This window comes from Capnocytophaga leadbetteri (assembly GCF_003054025.1).
GTDB classification, from domain to species: Bacteria; Bacteroidota; Bacteroidia; order Flavobacteriales; family Flavobacteriaceae; genus Capnocytophaga; species Capnocytophaga leadbetteri.
The window spans coordinates 466,361-486,245 of the sequence record NZ_QBKG01000001.1; the positions used below are offsets into that span (position 1 = coordinate 466,361).

The 19,885-nt window shown below is 41.0% G+C and carries 18 protein-coding genes and 1 pseudogene; 7 read left to right on the top strand and 12 right to left on the bottom strand.

The window, feature by feature from the left end; genetic code table 11:
- Positions 1-12: 12 nt before the first annotated feature.
- The 4 genes from C8P65_RS02280 to C8P65_RS02295 all read right to left on the bottom strand — a co-directional run bounded on the left by C8P65_RS02280 (position 13) and on the right by C8P65_RS02295 (position 7,617).
- On the bottom strand, positions 13-3,078 hold the full coding sequence (locus C8P65_RS02280) for a SusC/RagA family TonB-linked outer membrane protein (RefSeq protein WP_107780947.1): 3,066 nt from the start codon (positions 3,076-3,078) through the stop codon (positions 13-15).
- Positions 3,079-3,320: 242 nt separating this feature from the next.
- Complete coding sequence (locus tag C8P65_RS02285) at positions 3,321-5,597, bottom strand: penicillin-binding protein 1A (protein WP_107780949.1); 2,277 nt, start codon at positions 5,595-5,597, stop codon at positions 3,321-3,323.
- Positions 5,594-6,079 (bottom strand): gliding motility lipoprotein GldH, encoded by a 486-nt coding sequence (locus C8P65_RS02290; protein WP_107780951.1) that lies wholly within the window; start codon positions 6,077-6,079, stop codon positions 5,594-5,596. Before C8P65_RS02290 ends, C8P65_RS02285 begins: the two co-directional genes overlap by 4 nt.
- Positions 6,076-7,617 (bottom strand): PSP1 domain-containing protein, encoded by a 1,542-nt coding sequence (locus tag C8P65_RS02295; RefSeq protein ID WP_107780953.1) that lies wholly within the window; start codon positions 7,615-7,617, stop codon positions 6,076-6,078. Before C8P65_RS02295 ends, C8P65_RS02290 begins: the two co-directional genes overlap by 4 nt.
- A 298-nt stretch (positions 7,618-7,915) precedes the next feature.
- Between C8P65_RS02295 and C8P65_RS02300 the strand changes: the two genes are divergently transcribed.
- Positions 7,916-8,296 (top strand): PUR family DNA/RNA-binding protein, encoded by a 381-nt coding sequence (locus C8P65_RS02300; RefSeq protein ID WP_107780955.1) that lies wholly within the window; start codon positions 7,916-7,918, stop codon positions 8,294-8,296.
- 83 nt (positions 8,297-8,379) lie between these two features.
- On the opposite strand, the gene xerD is transcribed toward C8P65_RS02300, so the two are convergent.
- The 8 genes and pseudogenes from xerD to C8P65_RS02340 all read right to left on the bottom strand — a co-directional run bounded on the left by xerD (position 8,380) and on the right by C8P65_RS02340 (position 14,443).
- The gene (gene xerD / locus C8P65_RS02305; protein WP_107781162.1) at positions 8,380-9,291 is read right to left on the bottom strand and encodes a site-specific tyrosine recombinase XerD; all 912 of its coding nucleotides are present in this window, start codon (positions 9,289-9,291) and stop codon (positions 8,380-8,382) included.
- A gap of 22 nt (positions 9,292-9,313) precedes the next feature.
- Complete coding sequence (locus C8P65_RS02310) at positions 9,314-10,405, bottom strand: BT_3928 family protein (protein WP_107780957.1); 1,092 nt, start codon at positions 10,403-10,405, stop codon at positions 9,314-9,316.
- Between the two features lie 197 nt (positions 10,406-10,602).
- Entirely contained in the window at positions 10,603-10,863 is a 261-nt protein-coding gene (gene rpmA, locus C8P65_RS02315; protein WP_009388778.1) for a 50S ribosomal protein L27, read from the bottom strand.
- Positions 10,864-10,894: 31 nt separating this feature from the next.
- Positions 10,895-11,203, bottom strand: a pseudogene (gene rplU / locus C8P65_RS02320) (50S ribosomal protein L21); the annotation flags it as partial.
- A gap of 94 nt (positions 11,204-11,297) precedes the next feature.
- Entirely contained in the window at positions 11,298-11,669 is a 372-nt protein-coding gene (locus C8P65_RS02325) for a toxin (RefSeq protein WP_107780959.1), read from the bottom strand.
- Positions 11,666-11,932 carry a hypothetical protein gene (locus tag C8P65_RS02330; protein ID WP_107780961.1) on the bottom strand — a complete coding sequence of 89 codons (267 nt, stop codon included), beginning with the start codon at positions 11,930-11,932 and terminating at the stop codon, positions 11,666-11,668. The genes C8P65_RS02325 and C8P65_RS02330 overlap by 4 nt, the downstream gene beginning before the upstream one ends.
- A gap of 121 nt (positions 11,933-12,053) precedes the next feature.
- Positions 12,054-13,088, bottom strand: coding sequence for a cytochrome d ubiquinol oxidase subunit II (cydB, locus tag C8P65_RS02335; RefSeq protein ID WP_107780963.1), 1,035 nt, complete (start codon positions 13,086-13,088; stop codon positions 12,054-12,056).
- Between the two features lie 11 nt (positions 13,089-13,099).
- Positions 13,100-14,443 carry a cytochrome ubiquinol oxidase subunit I gene (locus C8P65_RS02340; protein ID WP_009388768.1) on the bottom strand — a complete coding sequence of 448 codons (1,344 nt, stop codon included), beginning with the start codon at positions 14,441-14,443 and terminating at the stop codon, positions 13,100-13,102.
- Positions 14,444-14,561: 118 nt separating this feature from the next.
- On the opposite strand from C8P65_RS02340, the gene C8P65_RS02345 reads away from it, so the two are divergent.
- From C8P65_RS02345 to C8P65_RS02370, 6 genes are all read left to right on the top strand, one after another.
- Positions 14,562-14,792, top strand: a complete 231-nt coding sequence (locus tag C8P65_RS02345) for a hypothetical protein (protein ID WP_170069067.1) — start codon at positions 14,562-14,564, stop codon at positions 14,790-14,792.
- A 150-nt stretch (positions 14,793-14,942) separates the two neighbouring features.
- Entirely contained in the window at positions 14,943-15,395 is a 453-nt protein-coding gene (locus C8P65_RS02350; RefSeq protein WP_107780967.1) for a hypothetical protein, read from the top strand.
- 108 nt (positions 15,396-15,503) lie between these two features.
- Positions 15,504-17,477, top strand: a complete 1,974-nt coding sequence (gene gyrB / locus C8P65_RS02355) for a DNA topoisomerase (ATP-hydrolyzing) subunit B (protein WP_107780969.1) — start codon at positions 15,504-15,506, stop codon at positions 17,475-17,477.
- A 70-nt stretch (positions 17,478-17,547) separates the two neighbouring features.
- On the top strand, positions 17,548-18,042 hold the full coding sequence (locus C8P65_RS02360) for a hypothetical protein (protein WP_107780971.1): 495 nt from the start codon (positions 17,548-17,550) through the stop codon (positions 18,040-18,042).
- A gap of 21 nt (positions 18,043-18,063) precedes the next feature.
- Entirely contained in the window at positions 18,064-18,936 is an 873-nt protein-coding gene (gene hemC / locus C8P65_RS02365; protein WP_107780973.1) for a hydroxymethylbilane synthase, read from the top strand.
- Positions 18,937-18,939: 3 nt separating this feature from the next.
- Positions 18,940-19,857, top strand: a complete 918-nt coding sequence (locus tag C8P65_RS02370) for a dimethylarginine dimethylaminohydrolase family protein (RefSeq protein WP_107780975.1) — start codon at positions 18,940-18,942, stop codon at positions 19,855-19,857.
- The last annotated feature ends 28 nt before the right edge of the window (positions 19,858-19,885 follow it).

Here is a 19,885-nt window from a genome sequence, read left to right on the forward strand (position 1 = left end):
TTTGTATTTTTGTTAAAAGCCAAGTTCTACAGAGAATAATACTGAGGTAGGGCGAGGATATGGGCTCATATCAAGGCCTGGTGCTAAGCGTGCTATAGTGCCGTAGCCTGTGTTAGCTTCGGGGTCAAACCCAGAGTAGCGCGTCCATATAGCCAAGTTAGTGCCTGTTACCCCTACGCGTAGTTTGCTTAGTTTGTAGGGGTCTATAACTGTTTTGGGTAGGTTGTAGCTAAGGGTTAGGGTTTGCAGACGCAAGAACGAGCTGTCTTCTACCAAATCGCTACGGAAGGCGTTCTCAGCCCAGAATCCACCTCCAAATAAAGGGAAGTTGCGCTCAGGGTGTTGTGCTGACCATACGTTGTTGTACACGCTTTGGGTAATGTTGTCAATATTCTTAGTACCGGTTAGGTAGTAGGCGTTACCGTTTACTACATCGTTGCCGTATGACCAACGCAGGAAGGCATAAAGCTCAAACCCTTTGTAAGAGAAGGTGTTGCCTATACCACCTGTGTGTAGCGGATTGACGTTAGCTACAGGTACGCGGTCGTTGGTGTCAATCACCCCATCAGCATTGATATCTTTTACACGCAAACCTCCTAACGTTACGTTAGGGCCTGGTTGTGCGTTATCAACTTCGTTTTGGTTGTGAAATACCCCATCGGCTACATAACCGTAGTAGATACCCACGGGCATACCCACACGCAAGAGTACATCGCTCTTTATCTTAGAGTTGATACCACGGTCGTAAAACTGCTGATATTGACCTTCGTCAAGCGAAAGGATTTTGTTTCGGTAGAAAGAAATGTTGAAGTCGGTAGTCCATTTGAAGTCGCCTTCGCGTAACCATTGTGCGTTGAGACTTACTTCTAAACCTTTGTTTTCCATTGAGCCAGCGTTTTTCCACGCTTTCTGGAAACCAGAAGTAGAAGGGATATTCACTTCCAAAAGCATATCGTCTATGCGTTTATAGTACAACTCAGTAGAAAGAGAATAACGGTTTTTAAACAAAGATAGGTCTACCCCTATATTGTATTGTTTTTGGCTTTCCCATTTTAGGTTATCATTGGCAATGTTGCTGGTATAACGCCCTATTTCTACTTTATTGCCGTCTAATACTACCTTATTTTTAGCTAATTGAGCTAATGATTGGTAAGATGGGATTTGGTTGTTACCTGTCATACCAAAACTACCGCGAAAACGCAAGTTGGAAATAGATTCTATTTTCTTGATAAAGGCTTCTTCGTGGGCATTCCAAGCCAAAGAAAGAGCAGGGAAGTAGCCATATTTGTTGTTTTTGCCGAATTTTGAAGAACCATCAGTACGGAGCGAGGCATTGGCTACATACTTGTTATTATAACTATAGGTAGCCCTGCTGATGTAGGATACTAATTGGTTGCCATCGTAGGTATACAGAGGGGCGTAGGTTACTAAACCTTGATTGATGCCCCAGATACCTTGTTTGGTGTCTTCAAAGTTGGTAGACTTGTTGTAAGTGTAGTCTGTACTATATTTGTTAGCCTCAAAAGCTCCCATAACCGAGAAGTAGTGCTTGTCGATACTCTTAGAGTACTGTAGGCGGGCTTCGTATACCCAGCTATTTTCGTTGCGGTTAGAAAGCTCCATACGTCCGCGCTCTGACTGTCCAAACCAAGTGTCAGGTCCCCAAAAACGATCTTGACCAATGGTGTGCAAACGGTAAGAAGCGCTAGTGTTAAAACTCAAATCTTTGAGTAGTTGATAGCTGAGGTATACATTGGCGTTGAGCTCGTTGTATTTGGTATTGATATCCACTTGGTCTACTGCTACCTTAGGGCTCATTGTGCGAATGTTAGGATAACTCATCAGGGTACCAAAGCCGGGGTAGTCTAAGAAAGGAGAAGTTTGCAAAGCCTTGAGAACTACTCCATTTTGAGACCAATCACTCACAGGATTTTTATCCTTAGAAACAGCATACGAAACATTTATACCTGCATCCATCTTGTCGTTAATCTTTTGTGAGAGATTGAGGCGTGAAGTGAAGCGGTTGAAAGCAGAACGTTTGATAAGTCCTTCTTGGTTGAGATATCCTACTGAAAGCATATAGCGGGTTTGCTGGGTGCCTCCCATAATACTACCATTAGCTTCGTTTTTAGTGCCTGTTTGTGTAACTTCTTTAAGCCAATCTTTCACTGCAGGATTCTGCCATTCTTTTTGGGCAATTATACGTTGCCAGAATTGGGTTACAGGTACATTGTCCCACGTAGCGTAGTTGAGCATCTTGTGGGCGTAGTCTTCAGCACTGAGTACTTTTAGCGGTATGCTGGGCATCATCTCTATAGAGCTGGCATAGCTGAAGTTAAACTTAGGTTTAGCGAGCTCTTTACCTTTCTTAGTAGTGATGAGCACTACCCCGTTAGAGCCGTTAGAACCGTAGATGGCAGCGGCGGCGGCATCTTTGAGTATCTCCATCGATTCAATATCGCTGGGGTTAAGCCCTAATAGAGGGTTCGTAGCTACATCCTGATTGGTGTTGGTTACCCTTTGGGTAGGCATTGGCACTCCGTCTATTACAAATAGAGGCTGTGTACCACCTGTGATAGAGTTTACCCCACGTATTCTGAAGGTAAGCCCACTAGTAGCCGACCCGTCAGACGAGATGATTTGCACCCCACTTACTTTGCCTTGTAGGGCTTGCAATACCTGCGAGGGACTACTCTGTGCAATGTCTGCCATTTTTACAGAAGCTACAGCGGTAGAAATGTCGCTCTTGCGCTGAGTACCGTAGCCCACCACTACAACTTCTTCCATTTGTGTTACCTCTGGATCGAGAGATACTTTAAAGGTACGGGTTTTGCCTACAGCTATGGTCTTGGCTTGGTATCCTATGTAGCTCACTACTATTTTATCAGTAGGAGTAACCTCTAAGGAGAAGCGTCCGTCCAAATCAGTAGCGGTACCTTTCTGAGCGTGCTCTATTGTTACACTCGCTCCTGGTAGGGGCTGTTGGTTTTCGTCTACCACTACCCCGCTGATGTTCACTTTTTGCGCCAGCATCGGTATGCTGAATAGCAAAATCAAAATGCTAATGATACTTTTCATTATGTTTCAGTTAAAGTTCTTTTTCGGCTCAAAATTAGTAACTCTTAACATTTCAAGCTTTACCTATTGTACATTTTTCTTTACTAATAGCGTGTGTTTGTAACGAAAATGCAATAAATCAATAAGTTACATAATAGTCTCTCATCTTTCGTCTTTTATCTTTCGTCTTTCGTCTTCACAAAAAAACTTTGCCAAAGCTTTATACTTTAGCAAAGTTTTAAAAATAACAATATTATCCCTTATTAAAAATCAAAATCTATGCCTGTTGGGTCGTCCTCTTTTTCTTTGCTACAGTCTATCTGTATTTGTTCGTTTTGAGGAGCTGCAAAAGGTTCTTTTGATATGGCTAAATCTTTATTAGCATAGCATTTTTTCATATAATACCCCCATACCGGAAGTGCCATTGTAGCTCCTTGTCCATAGGCGGTAGTGCGGAAGTGTATAGCACGATTTTCTCCTCCTACCCATACGCCTGTTACAAGGTTGGGTACCATACCTATAAACCACCCATCGCTGTTGTTTTGGGTAGTACCTGTCTTGCCTGCTATAGGGTTGGTGAATTGGTAAGGGTAGCCGGTCATTACATTCTTATAAATTGCGTTATAACTATCAGCCCCTTTGGTACGTAGGCGGGCACCAGACCCATAGCGGGTTACCCCTTCTAATAGATTTACTACCGCACGAGCTACTTCAGCATTTACTACATCGTGTGTTTCAGGAGTGTTCTCGAAGAGTACGGTACCATTTTTATCTTCAATGCGAGTTACCAATACCGGTTTTACATATATCCCTTCGTTAGCAAAAGTGCCATAGGCAGCTACCATTTGCAGTACTGTAGCATCGGCAGTACCTAAGGCTATAGAAGGCATTTCGGGCATCTCGGAGGTGATACCTAACTTCTTCACTAAGTTGATTACGGGTACAGGCCCTACCTTATCCATTAGATTTACCGTAATAGAGTTTATTGAGTTTGCCAAGGCAGCCTTTAGTGTCATCATCTTGCCGGAGAAGTTGCCGGTAGAGTTGCGCGGACACCACGCTTGTACATTGCCATATTTGCCAGCTTCTATACAAGTCTGAATGTCAGGAAGCTCTAAGCAAGGTGAGTAGTGTAATTGGTCTATAGCAGTAGCATATACGAAAGGCTTGAAAGAAGAGCCCGTTTGTCGTGCCCCTTGTGCTACTTGGTCGTATTGAAAATGCTTGTAGTTGATGCCGCCTACCCACGCTTTTATATGCCCTGTTTGAGGCTCCATTGACATCATACCGGTGCGCAAAAAGGCTTTGTAGTACAATATTGAGTCGCGCGGAGTCATTACAGTATCGCGCTCGCCTTTCCAGCTAAATACGCGCATTTCTACTTTCTTGTCAAAACTCTCGCGTATTTCTTTTTCTGAATAGCCTAAGTATTTTAGGTGTATCCAACGATTAGAGCTCTTCATTGCGCGCTCTATCAGGTTATTGTATTCGTCTTTGGTAACTTTTACAAAAGGATAAGTTGCATTTTTCTTTCGGTTGTTTTCAGTATCAAAAGCCTTTTGGAGCTGTTTCATATGTGCTTTTACTGCTGCTTCAGCATAAATCTGCATTTTAGAGTCTATAGTAGTATAAACCTTTAGTCCATCTAAGTAGAGATTGTACTTACTGCCATCGGGCTTGGGGTTTTCGTTTACCCATGTTTTCATATAGCTGCGGAGGTATTCTCTGAAGTAAGTAGCTATACCGTCATTATGGCTTTCGGGAGTGTATTTTATCTTCAGAGGTAATTGCTGTAGTGAGTCTTTTTGCTCTTGGGTTAAGTAGTTATTCTTTGCCATTTGAGCAAGCACTACATTGCGGCGATTGGTTACCCCTTCTTTGTTTTTCACAGGGTTGTAAAGAGCAGAGTTTTTGAACATTCCGACCAGCATCGCTCCTTCTTCTATCTTTAGTTGTTTAGGCTCTTTGTCGAAATATATCTTAGCTGCTGAACGTATTCCGTCGGCATTGTTGTTGAAGTCGTAGATGTTGAAATACATCGTTAGTATTTCCTCTTTGGTGTACTGCTTTTCTAAGCGGGTAGCAATAATCCACTCTTTTATCTTCTGGGTATAGCGGGCTATCCCTCTGGTTTTTTCTTTGTGGAAGAGCTGTTTGGCCAACTGTTGTGAAATGGTAGAAGCACCACCTTTGCTACCTAAGTATACCATAGCGCGTATTGTACCTCGTATATCAATACCAGAATGCTCGTAGAAACGCTCATCTTCGGTAGCGATAAGCGCATCAACTAAATGCTTGGGTAAATCTTTGAATTTTATAGGGGTACGGTTTTCGTCTAAGTAGAATTTACCTAACGATTTGCCATCGGCTGTTACTATTTCGGTAGCTAAGTTTGTTTCGGGATTTTCTAAGTGTTGAAAGTCGGGCATCTCACCCAACAAACCAACTGATGCTGCTACAAAAAGCAGTAAAACACCTACTATTGCAGCAGCAAATAAACCCCAAAACCATTTTATGACTGGATTGATTTTCTTTTTCATTGTTTTTCGCTTTTTTCTACTCGCAAGCCTACTTCTGTAATGCCTTTGAGCTGTTGTATGCCGTTGTTTTCACCTATTTTGCGCATTGCTTGTTCTATTTTGATGCTGTAGTTGCCCTTAGCAGGAAAAGTAAATTGCTCTTTATACCATAATTTACTTTCTTTTACCGCTGAATAGCCATCGCCTAACCATTTCCCCTCTGGAGTAGCCATTTCATACTCTAAGGTATCAACGATGACCTTATCGCTATGAGGAATTTCCATCTTAGTGATAATGAATAGGTTGCTGAATTCGTAATGAGCATCATTGCGAATCATAATAAAGAGATTTTTCTTAGTTACGGTGTCTTGCGTTTCTAAATGAAAAGCAATGGGCTGATGGGCTTGCCAGCCATCAGGTAGCGATACATATTCGCTGTATTCTACCCCGTTGCTACAGCCTAATAGCAAGCCTATAAATAACAAACTTATTAGTATTCTCATTCTGATTTCTCATTATTAGATTGTTTGGGCTTATTGACCTTATTAGCAAAAGGGTCGAGGTTGCGTCGCACATTAGGGTTTTGCTGTTTTTTTCCTGCCATCTTTTGCTTTTGTTGCATTCTCTTATTATTGTTACTTGCCTCAGGAGCAGGTATTTTTTTAGTCTGCTGAGGGGTAGCATTAGCCTGTGGTTGTGGTGGCTCTATAGGTAGTTTTACTTCTTTAGTAGCAGCATTAAGTACCCCTTCGCCCGTGCGTTTTAGCTCTGCTGCTTTATTCACATTTTTGGGCATTTTTTTAGGTTTTTTATTGCTGCGTTCTGCTTCAGCCTCAGCTTTTGGCTCATTTTTAGCTGTCTCTTCCTTAGGGAGAGCCTCTTTTTCTTTATTTCCTTTTTTGTTATTGCGTTTTTTCTTACGTTTAGGTGTGTCAAAACGAGTGATACTATCTTCTTCTATAGGAGTTAGCTCCATATCAGTGTAGCCTGAAGCGTTTTTGCGTGAAGAAAGGTCGCTTACTATTGCGTATTCTTCTAATTCCTCAATTTCTTCACCCTTTTTGTTGAGGTCAATAATTTCTTTTACACTATCTACTGATAATTTATGCCACGTAATAGGGTTTTCATCGTAGGTAAACCACATTAATCGTTTAAAGATGTCTATCTTCTGACAGCTGGCAGTACCGCGCTGGGTGCTTAGCTTGGTGTCGGTACGTGGGAAATCTTGTAGCGCATCGAGGTAGGTGTCTAACTCGAAGTTTAAACAACACTTCAGTTTGCCGCATTGTCCTGCTAATTTTTGAGGATTTAGCGATAATTGTTGATAACGTGCCGCTGAAGTAGATACGCTTCTAAAATCGGTTAGCCAAGTAGCACAACATAACTCGCGCCCGCAAGAACCTATCCCCCCTAAACGGGCAGCCTCTTGTCGGAAACCAATTTGTCGCATCTCTATACGCACAGAGAAAGCCCGTGCCATATCTTTGATAAGCTGGCGAAAGTCTACCCGCCCTTCGGCAGTGTAGTAAAAAGTAGCTTTAGAGCCATCGCCTTGAAACTCAACATCTGATATTTTCATCTCCAGACCTAAAGCGATAGCTAGTTCGCGCGATTGCTTTTGTACTTCTATCTCTTTATCTCGCGATTGCTGCCACACGTCTATATCGTGCTGATTAGCTTTGCGATACACTCTCGGAAGACCTTCGTTTTCCCAACTGATGCGCCTCTTTTTCATCTGCGAGCGCACCAACTCTCCGGTAAGGCTTACAACCCCTATGTCGTGCCCTGATGAGGCTTCAGTAGCTACTACATCGCCCATTTGCAGGGGAAGCTTTTCGGTGTTTCTGAAATACTCTTTTCGGCTATTCTTAAAACGGACTTCAACACAATCAAAAAACTCCTGACCACCAGGAAGTTGTGTGTTAGCCAGCCAGTCGAATACCGATAGCTTTACGCTCCCAAAACTCCTTGCCCCACAGTTGGTGCTACAGTTGTTATGAGAGTCTTTTGTATGATTAAAAGTGCAAGTATTGCAACTCATTGTTCGTTAGTATTAAAAAGTGATATAATCTCAATCGGCAAAGGTACAAAATAATTATTGATTAACCATTAACTATTGTCAAAAAAATAATTCAACTACCGATAAACTTATATTCTAAAACTTTCTATAATAGAAGATGTATTTTAATAATTTTATGTTTTATCCTTAAATTATTACCTAAATTGTTAAAATTATAATAAATAATATAGGTGAGACTAAAAAAAATAGCTAAATATGTTGTATTATTCGTAGAAAATAAAGAATTTTGTCCTCGAATAATTTAATACACGTACGAACAATGGAAGAAAAAGATTTTTTAGACAACGAGGAGATTTTCTCGAAAGTCTTAAGAGCTGGTAGGCGTACCTATTTTTTTGATGTAAGAGCTACGCGTGCCAATGATTACTATCTTACTATCACAGAAAGTAAGAAGTTCACACACGATGACGGCTCTTTTCATTACAAGAAACACAAAATCTATCTTTACAAAGAGGATTTTGAACTGTTTAAAGATATTTTGAATGAAATGACCAATTATGTGTTTGATGAACGAGGCGAAGAAGTTATTTCTGAGCGCCATCAACCCGACTTCAAAAGAGAATATTATGCTGAGGGATTGAATGAAGTAGAGGCTACACCTAACAGAAGCTATCGTTCTCTTGATTTTGAAGACCTTTAACCCAACTATTACCTCTACACTTGCGCAAAGATGAGGCTTCACTCAACAAATATAGATACTTTTTAGAGTGATGACGAAGCGGCTTATTGGGTAAGACTCATCTTTTGGCGAGGGTGAAATTTCTCTAACACTTCTCTTAAATAACTTTTTTCTACGTGTACATAAATTTCAGTAGTGGTAATATTCTCGTGACCTAACATCATTTGTATGGCTCTTAGGTTCGCACCATTTTCCAATAAATGTGTGGCAAACGAATGCCGAAACGTATGCGGGCTTATTTTCTTCTTCAGCCCTACATTCTCTGCCACCTGCCGTACTATCGTAAATATCATAGCTCGTGTGAGCTGTTTTCCCCTTCGATTTAAGAATACATAATCTTCATTCCCTTTAGCTATTTTTAGTGACTTTCGCTGATTGTCAATATAATGACTTATTTGCTTTTGGGTATAATGCTCTATAGGGATAAGTCGCTGTTTGCTGCCTTTACCCATCACCCTTATAAAATCTTCTTCAAAGAAAAGGTCTGACAGGCGTAGTGATACCAATTCCGACACACGCAGTCCGCAGGCGTACAGGGTTTCAATAATAGCTTTGTTTCTATGTCCCTCTTCGGTACTAAGGTCTATAGAAGCGAGCATGGCATCTATCTCTTGCAGGGAAAGCGTGTCGGGTAGCTTCATTCCTATCTTAGGACTCTCGATAATCTCCATAGGGAAATCTTCGCGGTTTTTCTCATACATCATATACTTGAAAAAGCCTTTTAAAGACGAGATAAGTCGCGCTTGCGACCGTGCATTGAGTCCTTTTCCTACTTCGTATACAAACTGTCGCAAGGTGTCTTCGCCTATATTGTTAGGCGTTTCGGTAATATTGTACTTTTCTAAATACTGAATCAGTTTCTCGATGTCTAACCCATAGGATACCGCCGTGTTTTCGGATAATCCACGTTGTAACCGCAAATAATGCTGAAAATCTTCGTTCGTTTTCTTCCAAATCATCTGCCCATCTACTAATTTCCTACTTTACTAAGTCTATATCAGTTGCATCGTTATAATGCTTCTTGTCTTTGATGACTCCTTTTGAAACCTTTACCAACCCAGGGTTTGAACGTATTATTGTTTTGAGCGTAGTGCCATCATTGTAGTAGAAATCAAAATTGAGTTCATACTTCTTAACTATATAAGGGGCTTTATCTAACTGCGAAGTTAACCCTATAACTGTATATCCCCCTTTGAGTGCCTCATCGGTCACGCGTTTTATTGTCTTAAAAGCTTCTTCGTTAGCACGATCTAAACGATAAGATACTACCAAAAGCAACTTGTCTTTCCAAATGTAATCGTCAAAATAGTTTTCACCTTCTTTATCCCAAATATAGAAATCGTGTATAGGCGCTTCGGGCACTTCTGTTTTTACATTCACCACTTCGGCATAGTTGCCATTCTTATCTTTAGGCACCTGTCCGTTATTAATTATTTTCTGCTCTTTGCCGTCTATTTTTACTGTCCAATAGTAAGTGATTTTTCCGCTTGGTATTTTCATTCCTTCTGGAATACTTGTGCCTATTTTATAAGGGCGAAAATCTTTGATAGGCAGGTGGTTATATACATAATATACAAAAATACTGCAGAAAATTACCGATAGTAGGGTGATATATAGAGGTAGTTTGCCTTTGCTGATGGGCTTTATATAGTCCTGTCCCCATAAAAAGATGATGAGGGCAGCTACTAATAACACTATGTCTTTGGCAAACGACTGCCAAGGGGTGAATTTGATAGCATCGCCGAAGCAACCGCAATCTGTTACTTTGTTGAAATAAGCTGAATAGAAAGTTAGGAAACCAAAGAAAATGAGCATAGCCAGCAGCGACCACAGCGTTAGTTTCTTTTGGTAGCCCACTAATAGCATTACCCCCAATACTACTTCTACTATGCAGACGAAGATAGCAAAGCTAAGTGCAAAGGGTATTAGGAATGGTAGCCCCAGCACGTTGGGCGCGAAATAATCTTCTAATTTGAAAGAGAACCCCATAGGGTCGTTTAGCTTTATCATACCACTGATGATAAAGGTAATGCCTAAAAATAGGCGTAAAAGGTGTGTTAAGTATTTCATATACAAGTATTAAGTCTTACTATTTTATTTTCTTTTTATAGGTCAATTCTCTGCAAATGTACGAAATAATTGTAAATTAGCAAATATCTGCTTTGTGATATTTTATAAAATTAAATAGGCAGACTGAAAAAAATCAGTCTGCCTATTTATATGGTATTATCAATAATTAGTTGCTAACTATTAATAATTAGTTATTCTTATGCTTGGAATGGAATAACAGAAACGAATGATTTGTCATTCTTTTTCTTTTCAAACTTCACGATACCGTCAATTTTAGCGTGTAGGGTATGGTCTTTACCGATATACACATTTTCTCCGGCATTGTGCTGAGTACCACGCTGACGAACGATGATGTTGCCTGCGATAGCTACTTGTCCACCATAAATTTTAACGCCTAAGCGTTTAGAGTGTGATTCTCTACCGTTCTTTGAACTACCGACACCTTTCTTGTGAGCCATTTTCTTACATTTTTAAGTTTAACAATTATTTTGCAACGATGTTTTCGATTACTATTTGAGTGAAAAGTTGGCGGTGACCATTTTTCACTTTGTAACCTTTACGTCTTTTCTTTTTAAACACGATTACTTTGTCTCCTTTCACGTGTTTTAAAACTTTTGCTTCAACTGAAGCTCCGTTTATAGCTGGGGCGCCTACGGTTATAGCTCCGTTATTGTCTATTAGAAGAACGCGGTCGAAACTTACGTTTGCACCTTCTTCATTAGCCAAGCGGTGTACATATACCTTTTGGTCTTTGCTTACTTTGAATTGTTGCCCTGCTATCTCTACAATTGCATACATAGCTTACTGTTTTTAAATTATGTTTTAAATCGGCGGCAAAGATACAACTATTTTTTTACTCAGCAAAATATTTGCTTAAAAAAGTTTTTGAGATTTATATAGATAAAGTGTTTGAACTTTCTTTTCTAAAGTCTTCTATAATTTCTTTTATAATGTTTATATCTACACTGTCGTATTCTGATTTGTCATAGATGCATACAAAAAGAATTGATTTAGCATCTTCCTCCTCAATAATAATATCCAATTCTTGGATTATTACTCTTGCTCCACCACTTTTTCCACTGCCTTTTGAAGTAATTTTTAAGCGAATTTTCTTTATTCCTTCTGCAATAGTAACCCCTATATTAGGGTCGTTTTCTATTTCAGTTCTTAGGTTTTGTATGTCCTTATCTAAACTTTTATACTTTTTAAAAAGAGCTTTAAATTCTTTTTTAAATGGCAATGATACTTCAAATTTGTAAATCATAATTCACTTAAAAAATCATCAAAACTTTGAAATTTTTTGGTACCTTCTCTGTGTTCTTTGGCTTCTTGTAGCCCTTCAATAAGCATTTTTTTAAATCTTTTTTGTTGTGCATTATAGATTGTTTCTGATTGCTTTATTTGAGTAGCTGAAGTCGCTTTTTTTTCTCTCTTTTTATGGGTTTTTACAGTGTTGAAATTAGAAGCAAATTCTACAAATGATAGAGGTTGCACATTGTTATCGGTAAGGGTATTGGTATAAGGCATAACTTTTCTTGTTTTAGAATTTCTGCAAAAGTACAAAATAAATTTCAATTAACCATAAGCAAAAACCGAGTCCTAAGCAAAAGGACTCGGCTTTTTATCAATTTTAGAATTCACATTAGAATTAGTAACTGTGTTCATCAATCGTTACTTTGCCCCAGAATACTTTGTAAGCAAAATAAGTGTAGATAAGTAGTAAAGGCGCTCCAATAGCTGCTATAGTAAGCATAATCTCTAATGATTTGGTGCTCGCTGCTGCGTTGTATACAGTTATATCGTGGCCTATAATCTCGGTATTGCGCAAGAAAACAGGGTGTAACTGTAGCGCTACTATCAACATAAAGAATACTATGGTGAGGATAGTGCCTACAAAAGCTTTTTTGTAATCGCCTTTTTTGATGAAAATAGCGATGCTTAAAATACTAATCAATAAAAGTACAGCAATAACGATGAGTGCAGGACTCTGTGCTGTATTAGCTGCTAAATGTGGGGTGAGCAAGCTGTAAACCGCTACCGCTACGAATAACACTAAAAAGCCTACATATGCCTTGTTGATGCGGCGAGCAATGCGCTCGTGTAGGCTGCCGTGCGTTTTTAGCAATAAGTAAAGTCCACCGTGTACCGCCATAAGCAATACCGTCATCAGTCCTACCAATAGAGCGTAAGGTGTTAGGAAAGTAAAGAGGGCGCCACCTGTGTATTCAAAATCGTTGTCCAAAGGTAGTCCTTGTAGCAGGTTGCCTATTACTACCCCTAATAAGAGAGGAAGCACGATGCTACAGATGCTGTAGACTAAATCCCAATTATCGCGCCATCTTTGGCTATCTTCTTTGCCGCGAAACTCTATAGATACGGCTCTAAAGATGATAAAGGTAAGAAAGAGCATAAAAGGGGTGTTCATAGCCGAAAAGAGCGATGCGTACATCAGCGGAAATCCGGCGAAGATAGAAGCCCCACCGATTACTAACCACGCCTCGTTACCGTCCCACACAGGACCGATAGCGTTTAGGGCTACACGGCGTTCTTGTTTTTTATCTAAGAATAGATGCCAAGCACCAGCTCCGAAATCAAAGCCGTCTAAAATGGCATAGCCTGTAATTAAAAAGCCTACTATGATAAACCACCACGTAGGGTAGTCGATACCTAAAAATGTTTCCATATCAGTATAATTTATGCAGTTATTGTAGCTTGTTCTTCGTGCTCATCGATGCCGTGAACAATCTTTTTCTTTAATAAGTAAATGAATAAGATGAAAAGGATGGTGTATACTATCGTGAAGAGAATGATAGCAAAGAGTATCTGATGCGCTGTTACTGCTTTGGAGAGCGCGTCGCTGGTGCGCAAAAGTTTATACACAATCCAAGGTTGGCGACCCATTTCGGCAGCGAACCAACCTACTTGGTTGCCTATTTGTGGCAAGATTACTGCCCACACGAATATACGTAGGAGCCAGCGTTTGTCGTACAACTTGCCGCGCCATAGCAAGAAAGAGGCAAAGACGGTTAGCGCAATGAGGAACATACCGATAGCCACCATTATATGATAGAATTGGAATACGGCATTCACCTGACCAGGACGGTCTTCCATAGGGTATTGGTCGAGCCCTATCACAGGGGTTTCGGTGTCGTAATGGAGCATATAGGTTAGTCCGTTAGGTATTTTTACCCCGTGAGTTACTTCGTTTTTCTTATCTACCCAACCAAAAAGGTAAAGGTCAGCAGGCTCGGTGCGGAAATGCCCTTCCATAGCTGCTAATTTTTCAGGTTGATTTTTAGCTACGCCTTCAGCAGAACTGTGACCAGAAGCTAACTGTAGTAATGAAAAAATAGTACCTACGATAAGTGTTACTTTGAAGGCTTTTTTAGATATTTCGACGTGTCGGCCTTTGAGTAGATACCAAGCGTGTACGCTGAGTACTAAGAAGATACCAGCCAAGAAAGCGCCTTGCCATACGTGCCAAATGCGGTCTACGCTTGAAGGGTTGAATACCATTGCCCAGAAGTCGGTGATAACGGCTTTAGCTTGCATACCTTCGCCTGCGACTACATAACCCGCAGGAGTTTGTTGCCAGCTGTTGGCAATAACAATCCATACGGCTGAACACATAGAGCCCAAAAATACCCCAAGGGTAGCCAAGAAGTGCCATACGGGTTTGATTTTGTTCCAGCCAAAGAGTACGATACCTAAGCAGGTACTTTCGAGAGCGAAAGCGAAAACACCTTCGGCAGCTAAGGCACTACCAAAAATGTCGCCCACATAGCGAGAATAGGTTGCCCAGTTGGTACCAAATTCGAATTCCATTACGATACCTGTAGCCACCCCAATACCGAAGGTAAGAGAGAAGATGCGCGTCCAGAAGCGGGCTAAGGTGTTGTACTCTACCTTTCCGGTGCGTAGGTAAATGCCTTTGAAAATGACCATCAGCAGTCCGAGACCGATGCTCAAAGGGGGATAAATGTAATGGAAAGCAATCGTAAGTGCGAACTGAATACGTGCTAAAATTTCTGTTTCCATACGTTGAGTAAATTAAAAATTAGTGATTATAATATGGCACAAAGTTATAAACTATTGTGAAAACACCCAAATAAAAAGTTAAAAACCTTTTGAATTTATATTGGTTCTAAATTGAGGAATGAGAGGGCTGGGAGGATTGGGAAGGCTGGGAGGATTGGGAAGGCTGGGAGGATTGGGAAGGCTGGGACAGGTGGGACTGGTGGGACAGGTGGGACTGGTGGGACAGGTGGGACTGGTGGGACAGGTGGGACGGGTGAGACAGGTGGGACAAGTGGGACGAGTGGGAGTAGTATGTTTTTCTGTGTTTGGGGCGGTTATTAGATGTTTATACTTCGCTAATTTTTCGTAGATTCTTCGCTCTTCCTGTATCCTTCCTATATCCAATGTAAAGAGTAGGTGTAGGGAGAAAAAATTTCTGCAATTTTCTCTTATTTTTGTTTGGAAAATTATCGAAACTTTTTATATCTTTGCGGTGTAATCCAAATAAAAAAAATGCCTTATGAGAAAAAATTTTCTTTTAGCAATGATGTTAGTAACATTAACATATTGCGATAAAAAAGTAGATTGTCAGATTCCACCGCCTGAATTTGCAATATTTATCAACAAAGCATCAGAAGTGCATAAAGAATTTGTTAATCAAGCCGGTGAGGTTGATAAAGCTAATATCAGCTTATACAAACAAAAAAACGGTATAAAAGAATCATATAGAATAATGTTTGGGTTTAATAGAACTCAAGAGGGAAAGGAATATTTGCATATAGGAACCCAACTTTGGTTTGAGAATGATGTTTACACTGGAAAAACAGAGACACTCTACCTTCAAAACGCTACTAAAACCCATAAAATAGAGGTGGATGGTTATATGGAGGATGGAGAATGTGGAAAGTATGCTGTTATTAATGAAATTCGTGTAGACGGTACAAAAATAGAAGTGCCCTATTTAGTAAAATGATTTTTGTTCATTTTCTCAATCCTCTAAAATCTAAATTTTGCTAATTGATAAATTATTTGTATCTTTGTGCCCTTGATTTGATTACTTATAAACTTACCTAAATAAAAAATGGCAGAAGAAGTATATAACGAACAAAATACCGCTGACTATTCAGCTGATAATATCCAATCTCTCGAAGGTATGGAGCACGTGCGTATGCGCCCTTCTATGTATATAGGCGACGTGGGCGTGCGCGGTTTGCATCACCTTGTGTATGAAGTACTTGACAACTCGATAGACGAGGCGCTGGCAGGCTATTGCGATATGATAGCCGTTACTATTAACGAGGATAACTCTATCACCGTAGAGGATAACGGGCGTGGTATCCCTGTGGATATTCACAAGAAAGAAGGCGTTTCGGCATTGCAAGTGGTAATGACCAAAATTGGTGCCGGTGGTAAGTTCGACAAAGGCTCTTATAAAGTGTCTGGTGGTTTGCACGGGGTAGGGGTATCGTGCGTGAATGCCCTTTCTAATCACTTGACTGCTACCGTATATCGCGATGGTAAGATATGGCAACAAGAGTACGAACGCGGGGTGGCTCTCTACCCAGTAAAACAATTGGGCGACACTGATAAGCGCGGTACTAAGGTTACTTTCTTGCCTGATGATACTATTTTTGAGCAAACTACTGAGTTTAAATACGATACTCTTGCGGCACGTATTCGCGAGTTGGCTTATTTGAACAAGGGCATCACGGTGACGCTTACTGATCTAAGAAATAAAGACGAAAAGGGTAACTATATACACGAGAAATTTCATTCGGAAAAAGGACTTACTGAGTTTGTGAAATATCTTGATGGCAACCGTATTCCTATCATTGGGGGCGTGATTGCTATGGAAGGTGAGAAAAACGGCATACCGGTAGAGGTTGCGATGACTTACAACGATTCGTATACTGAAAACTTGCATTCTTACGTTAATAATATTAACACCTCAGAAGGGGGTACTCATTTGCAGGGCTTCCGTATGGGGCTTACTCGTACTCTTAAAGCCTATGCAGATAAGTCCGGATTGCTCGAAAAGATGAGCAAGGATAAGAAAAATCCTGTAGAAATAGAGGGTGATGACTTCCGTGAGGGGCTTACAGCGGTTATCTCGGTGAAAGTGGCTGAACCTCAGTTTGAGGGGCAAACGAAGACTAAGTTGGGTAACCGTGAGGTGACTTCGGCAGTATCGCAAGCGGTAGGTCAGATGCTTGAGGATTACTTAGAAGAGAATCCTAATGATGCTAAGACGATAGTAGAGAAAGTAATACTTGCTGCGCAAGCCCGTCAGGCAGCCCGTAAGGCTCGTGAGATGGTACAGCGCAAAAGTGTGATGAGTGGCGGTGGCTTGCCAGGGAAATTGGCTGACTGCTCGGAAGAAGACCCTAAGAAGTGTGAGCTTTTCCTTGTAGAGGGGGACTCTGCGGGGGGTACTGCTAAGCAAGGGCGCAATAAGGATATACAAGCTGTATTACCCCTACGTGGTAAGATATTAAACGTAGAAAAAGCGATGCAGCACAAGGTATTCGAAAGCGATGAGATTAGGAATATCTATACAGCCCTTGGGGTAACAGTAGGTACTGAAGATGATGCTAAGGCGTTGAACCTTAGTAAGCTGCGTTACCATAAAGTGATTATTATGTGCGATGCCGATGTCGATGGTTCCCATATTACTACGCTGATACTTACGTTCTTCTTCCGCTATATGCGCGAACTGATAGAAAACGAGCACGTATATATTGCTACGCCACCGCTTTACTTGGTGAAGAGCAAGACTAGCAAGCGACAAGAGTATGCGTGGACTGATAAGCAACGCGATGCGCTTTCAGCAGAAATGGGCAACGTAACTATTCAGCGTTATAAAGGTTTGGGTGAGATGAACGACCACCAGTTGTGGGATACCACTATGGATCCTGCACACCGTACTTTGCGTAAGGTTACTATTGAGAATGCCTCTGAGGCAGACCACGTATTCTCGATGCTAATGGGTGATGAGGTACCACCACGCCGTGAGTTTATCGAGAAAAACGCTAAATACGCTAAGATTGATGCGTAGGTGATTTGCCGATTTGCCGATTTGCCGATTAACAATTTAGTGAATAATAACAAAATAAATAAATAAACGTATGAAAAAAGGACTTTTTTTGATAACAACCGCTATGCTCTTGGCATCGTGCAGTTTCTTTGTTGACCAAGCTAAAGATACTGTTAAGAAAGTGAGCGAAATTAGTGAAGAGGCTGCTAATAAGGCGGCTACTAAAGCGGGTGAGATAGTAGGCGGCTCGGCACGCTCTTTCGGTGATGGAGTAGGCGAGGGGATTGACAAATCGGGTACTATGGCGCTACAGCTTTCAGAAGAATTGGCTAATGCAGGTGTAAAACTCGGTGCGCATACTATTAGCAGCACTGACGAGGGCAACGATAATAAACTCTCTATTTACTTCATTTTTGAGAAAGATTTTCAGAAAACTGTAGTAATAAAGGTGCTTAACAAACAACAAGTAGAGGTAGGAAGGATAAAACAAGAGGTAAAAGGTAAGAAAGATGAAGCTACTTACATAGACTTTGTGTTTGACCCTCGTACTAATATTGACCCTAAATATACTATATTAGTCAATTAATAATTGGCAAGATAAACATATATGAAACCCATACGCATAGGCACTCGCGATAGCCAATTGGCTCTTTGGCAGGCAGAAACAGTGCAATATCAATTAGAATTATTAGGCTATCCTACTGAAATAGTGGGTATTAAATCGGAAGGAGACCTTGAGCTCACTACCCCTCTCTATGAAATGGGGGTTACCGGTATTTTTACTAAAGCCTTAGATATAGCCTTGCTAAAAGGTGAAATTGACATAGCCGTACACAGTATGAAAGATGTACCTACTCTGTTGCCCGACGGCATAGCGGTAGGGGCAGTGCTTGAGCGTGGTAATCCGCACGATATATTGGTCTACAAAGGCGATGTGTCGGACTTAGACAGCCGAGTGGCTACTATAGCTACGAGCAGTTTGCGCCGTAAAGCCCAATGGTTGCATCGTTACCCTCATCACATTATTGAGAACTTACGCGGCAATGTGAATACCCGCCTACAAAAGTTAGCTGATAATCCTTGGGATGGAGCTATCTTTGCTGCGGCGGGCTTGGAGCGCATAGATAAGTTGCCAGAGGACTACCTAGTACTCGACTGGATGTTGCCTGCTCCTGCGCAAGGGGCTATTATGGTATTGGCACACGAGGATAATGTAGACTTGCAAGGTATATTGCTGAAAATACACGATGGGAAAACGTATATAGAAACACAAGTAGAACGCGCTTTCTTACGCGCTTTAGAAGGAGGGTGTACGGCTCCTATAGGGGCGTATGCTGAGTTTGACGGTGAACAAGTACACTTCAAAGGAGGTTTGTGGAGCGAAGATGGGAAGCAAGAGGCTTTAGTAAACGAGACTTTTGACCATATAGATGAGTTTACTGGCGAATGGTTGGCCTCGAAGATTAGAGATAATTATTAGAATATGCTGAAATTACGAGTTACAAATGAAACGGATAGGCTAAAGGCTGTGATTCTTGGTACAGCGGTTAGCAACGGAGCAACCCCAACTTTAGAGGAGGCTTACGACCCTAAATCGGCTGAGCATATCAAGGCGGGCACTTACCCTATAGAAAAGGATATGGTAGCCGAGATGGACGCTTTCGCAGCGGTACTGCAAAAGTATGGCGTGCAGGTCTATCGTCCTGAAATTATCAGAGATTGCAATCAAATCTTTACCCGCGATATTGGCTTCGTGATTGATGATGTGTTTATCAAAGCGAATATTTTGCCTGATAGACAAGCTGAATTTCAGGCAATTGAATACATAGTAAAACAGATGAACCCAGATAAGGTGGTTGCTCCCCCTGAAGAGGTACATATAGAGGGGGGTGATGTGATGCCTTGGAATGAGCATATTTTTATAGGCACTTATAAAGGAGATGATTATAAGGAGCAGGTTACGGCGCGCACTAATATGGCAGGGGTAGCGTTTATTCAGAAGCTCTTCCCACATAAGAAAGTAAAAGAATTTGACCTTGTAAAATCGAAGACAGAGGCGCGCGATAATGCCTTGCACTTAGATTGTTGTTTTCAGCCTGTAGGCAAGAATAAGGCTATTATTTACAAGGGGGGCTTTCGTTCTGAAGCTGATTATCAGTATTTAGTAGATATCTTTGGCACAGAAAACCTGTTTCACATAGAACGTGAAGAGATGTATGAGATGAATAGTAATGTCTTCTCTATCAGTCCGGAGGTAGTAGTTTCAGAAAAGCATTTTACGCGCCTTAATGCGTGGCTTAGGGCACAAGGTTTTACGGTAGAAGAAATACCTTATAGCGAAATCTCAAAACAAGAGGGGTTGCTTAGGTGCTCTACCTTACCTCTTTTAAGAGATAATTAATTAGCAAATCAGCTTATTGGCAAATTGA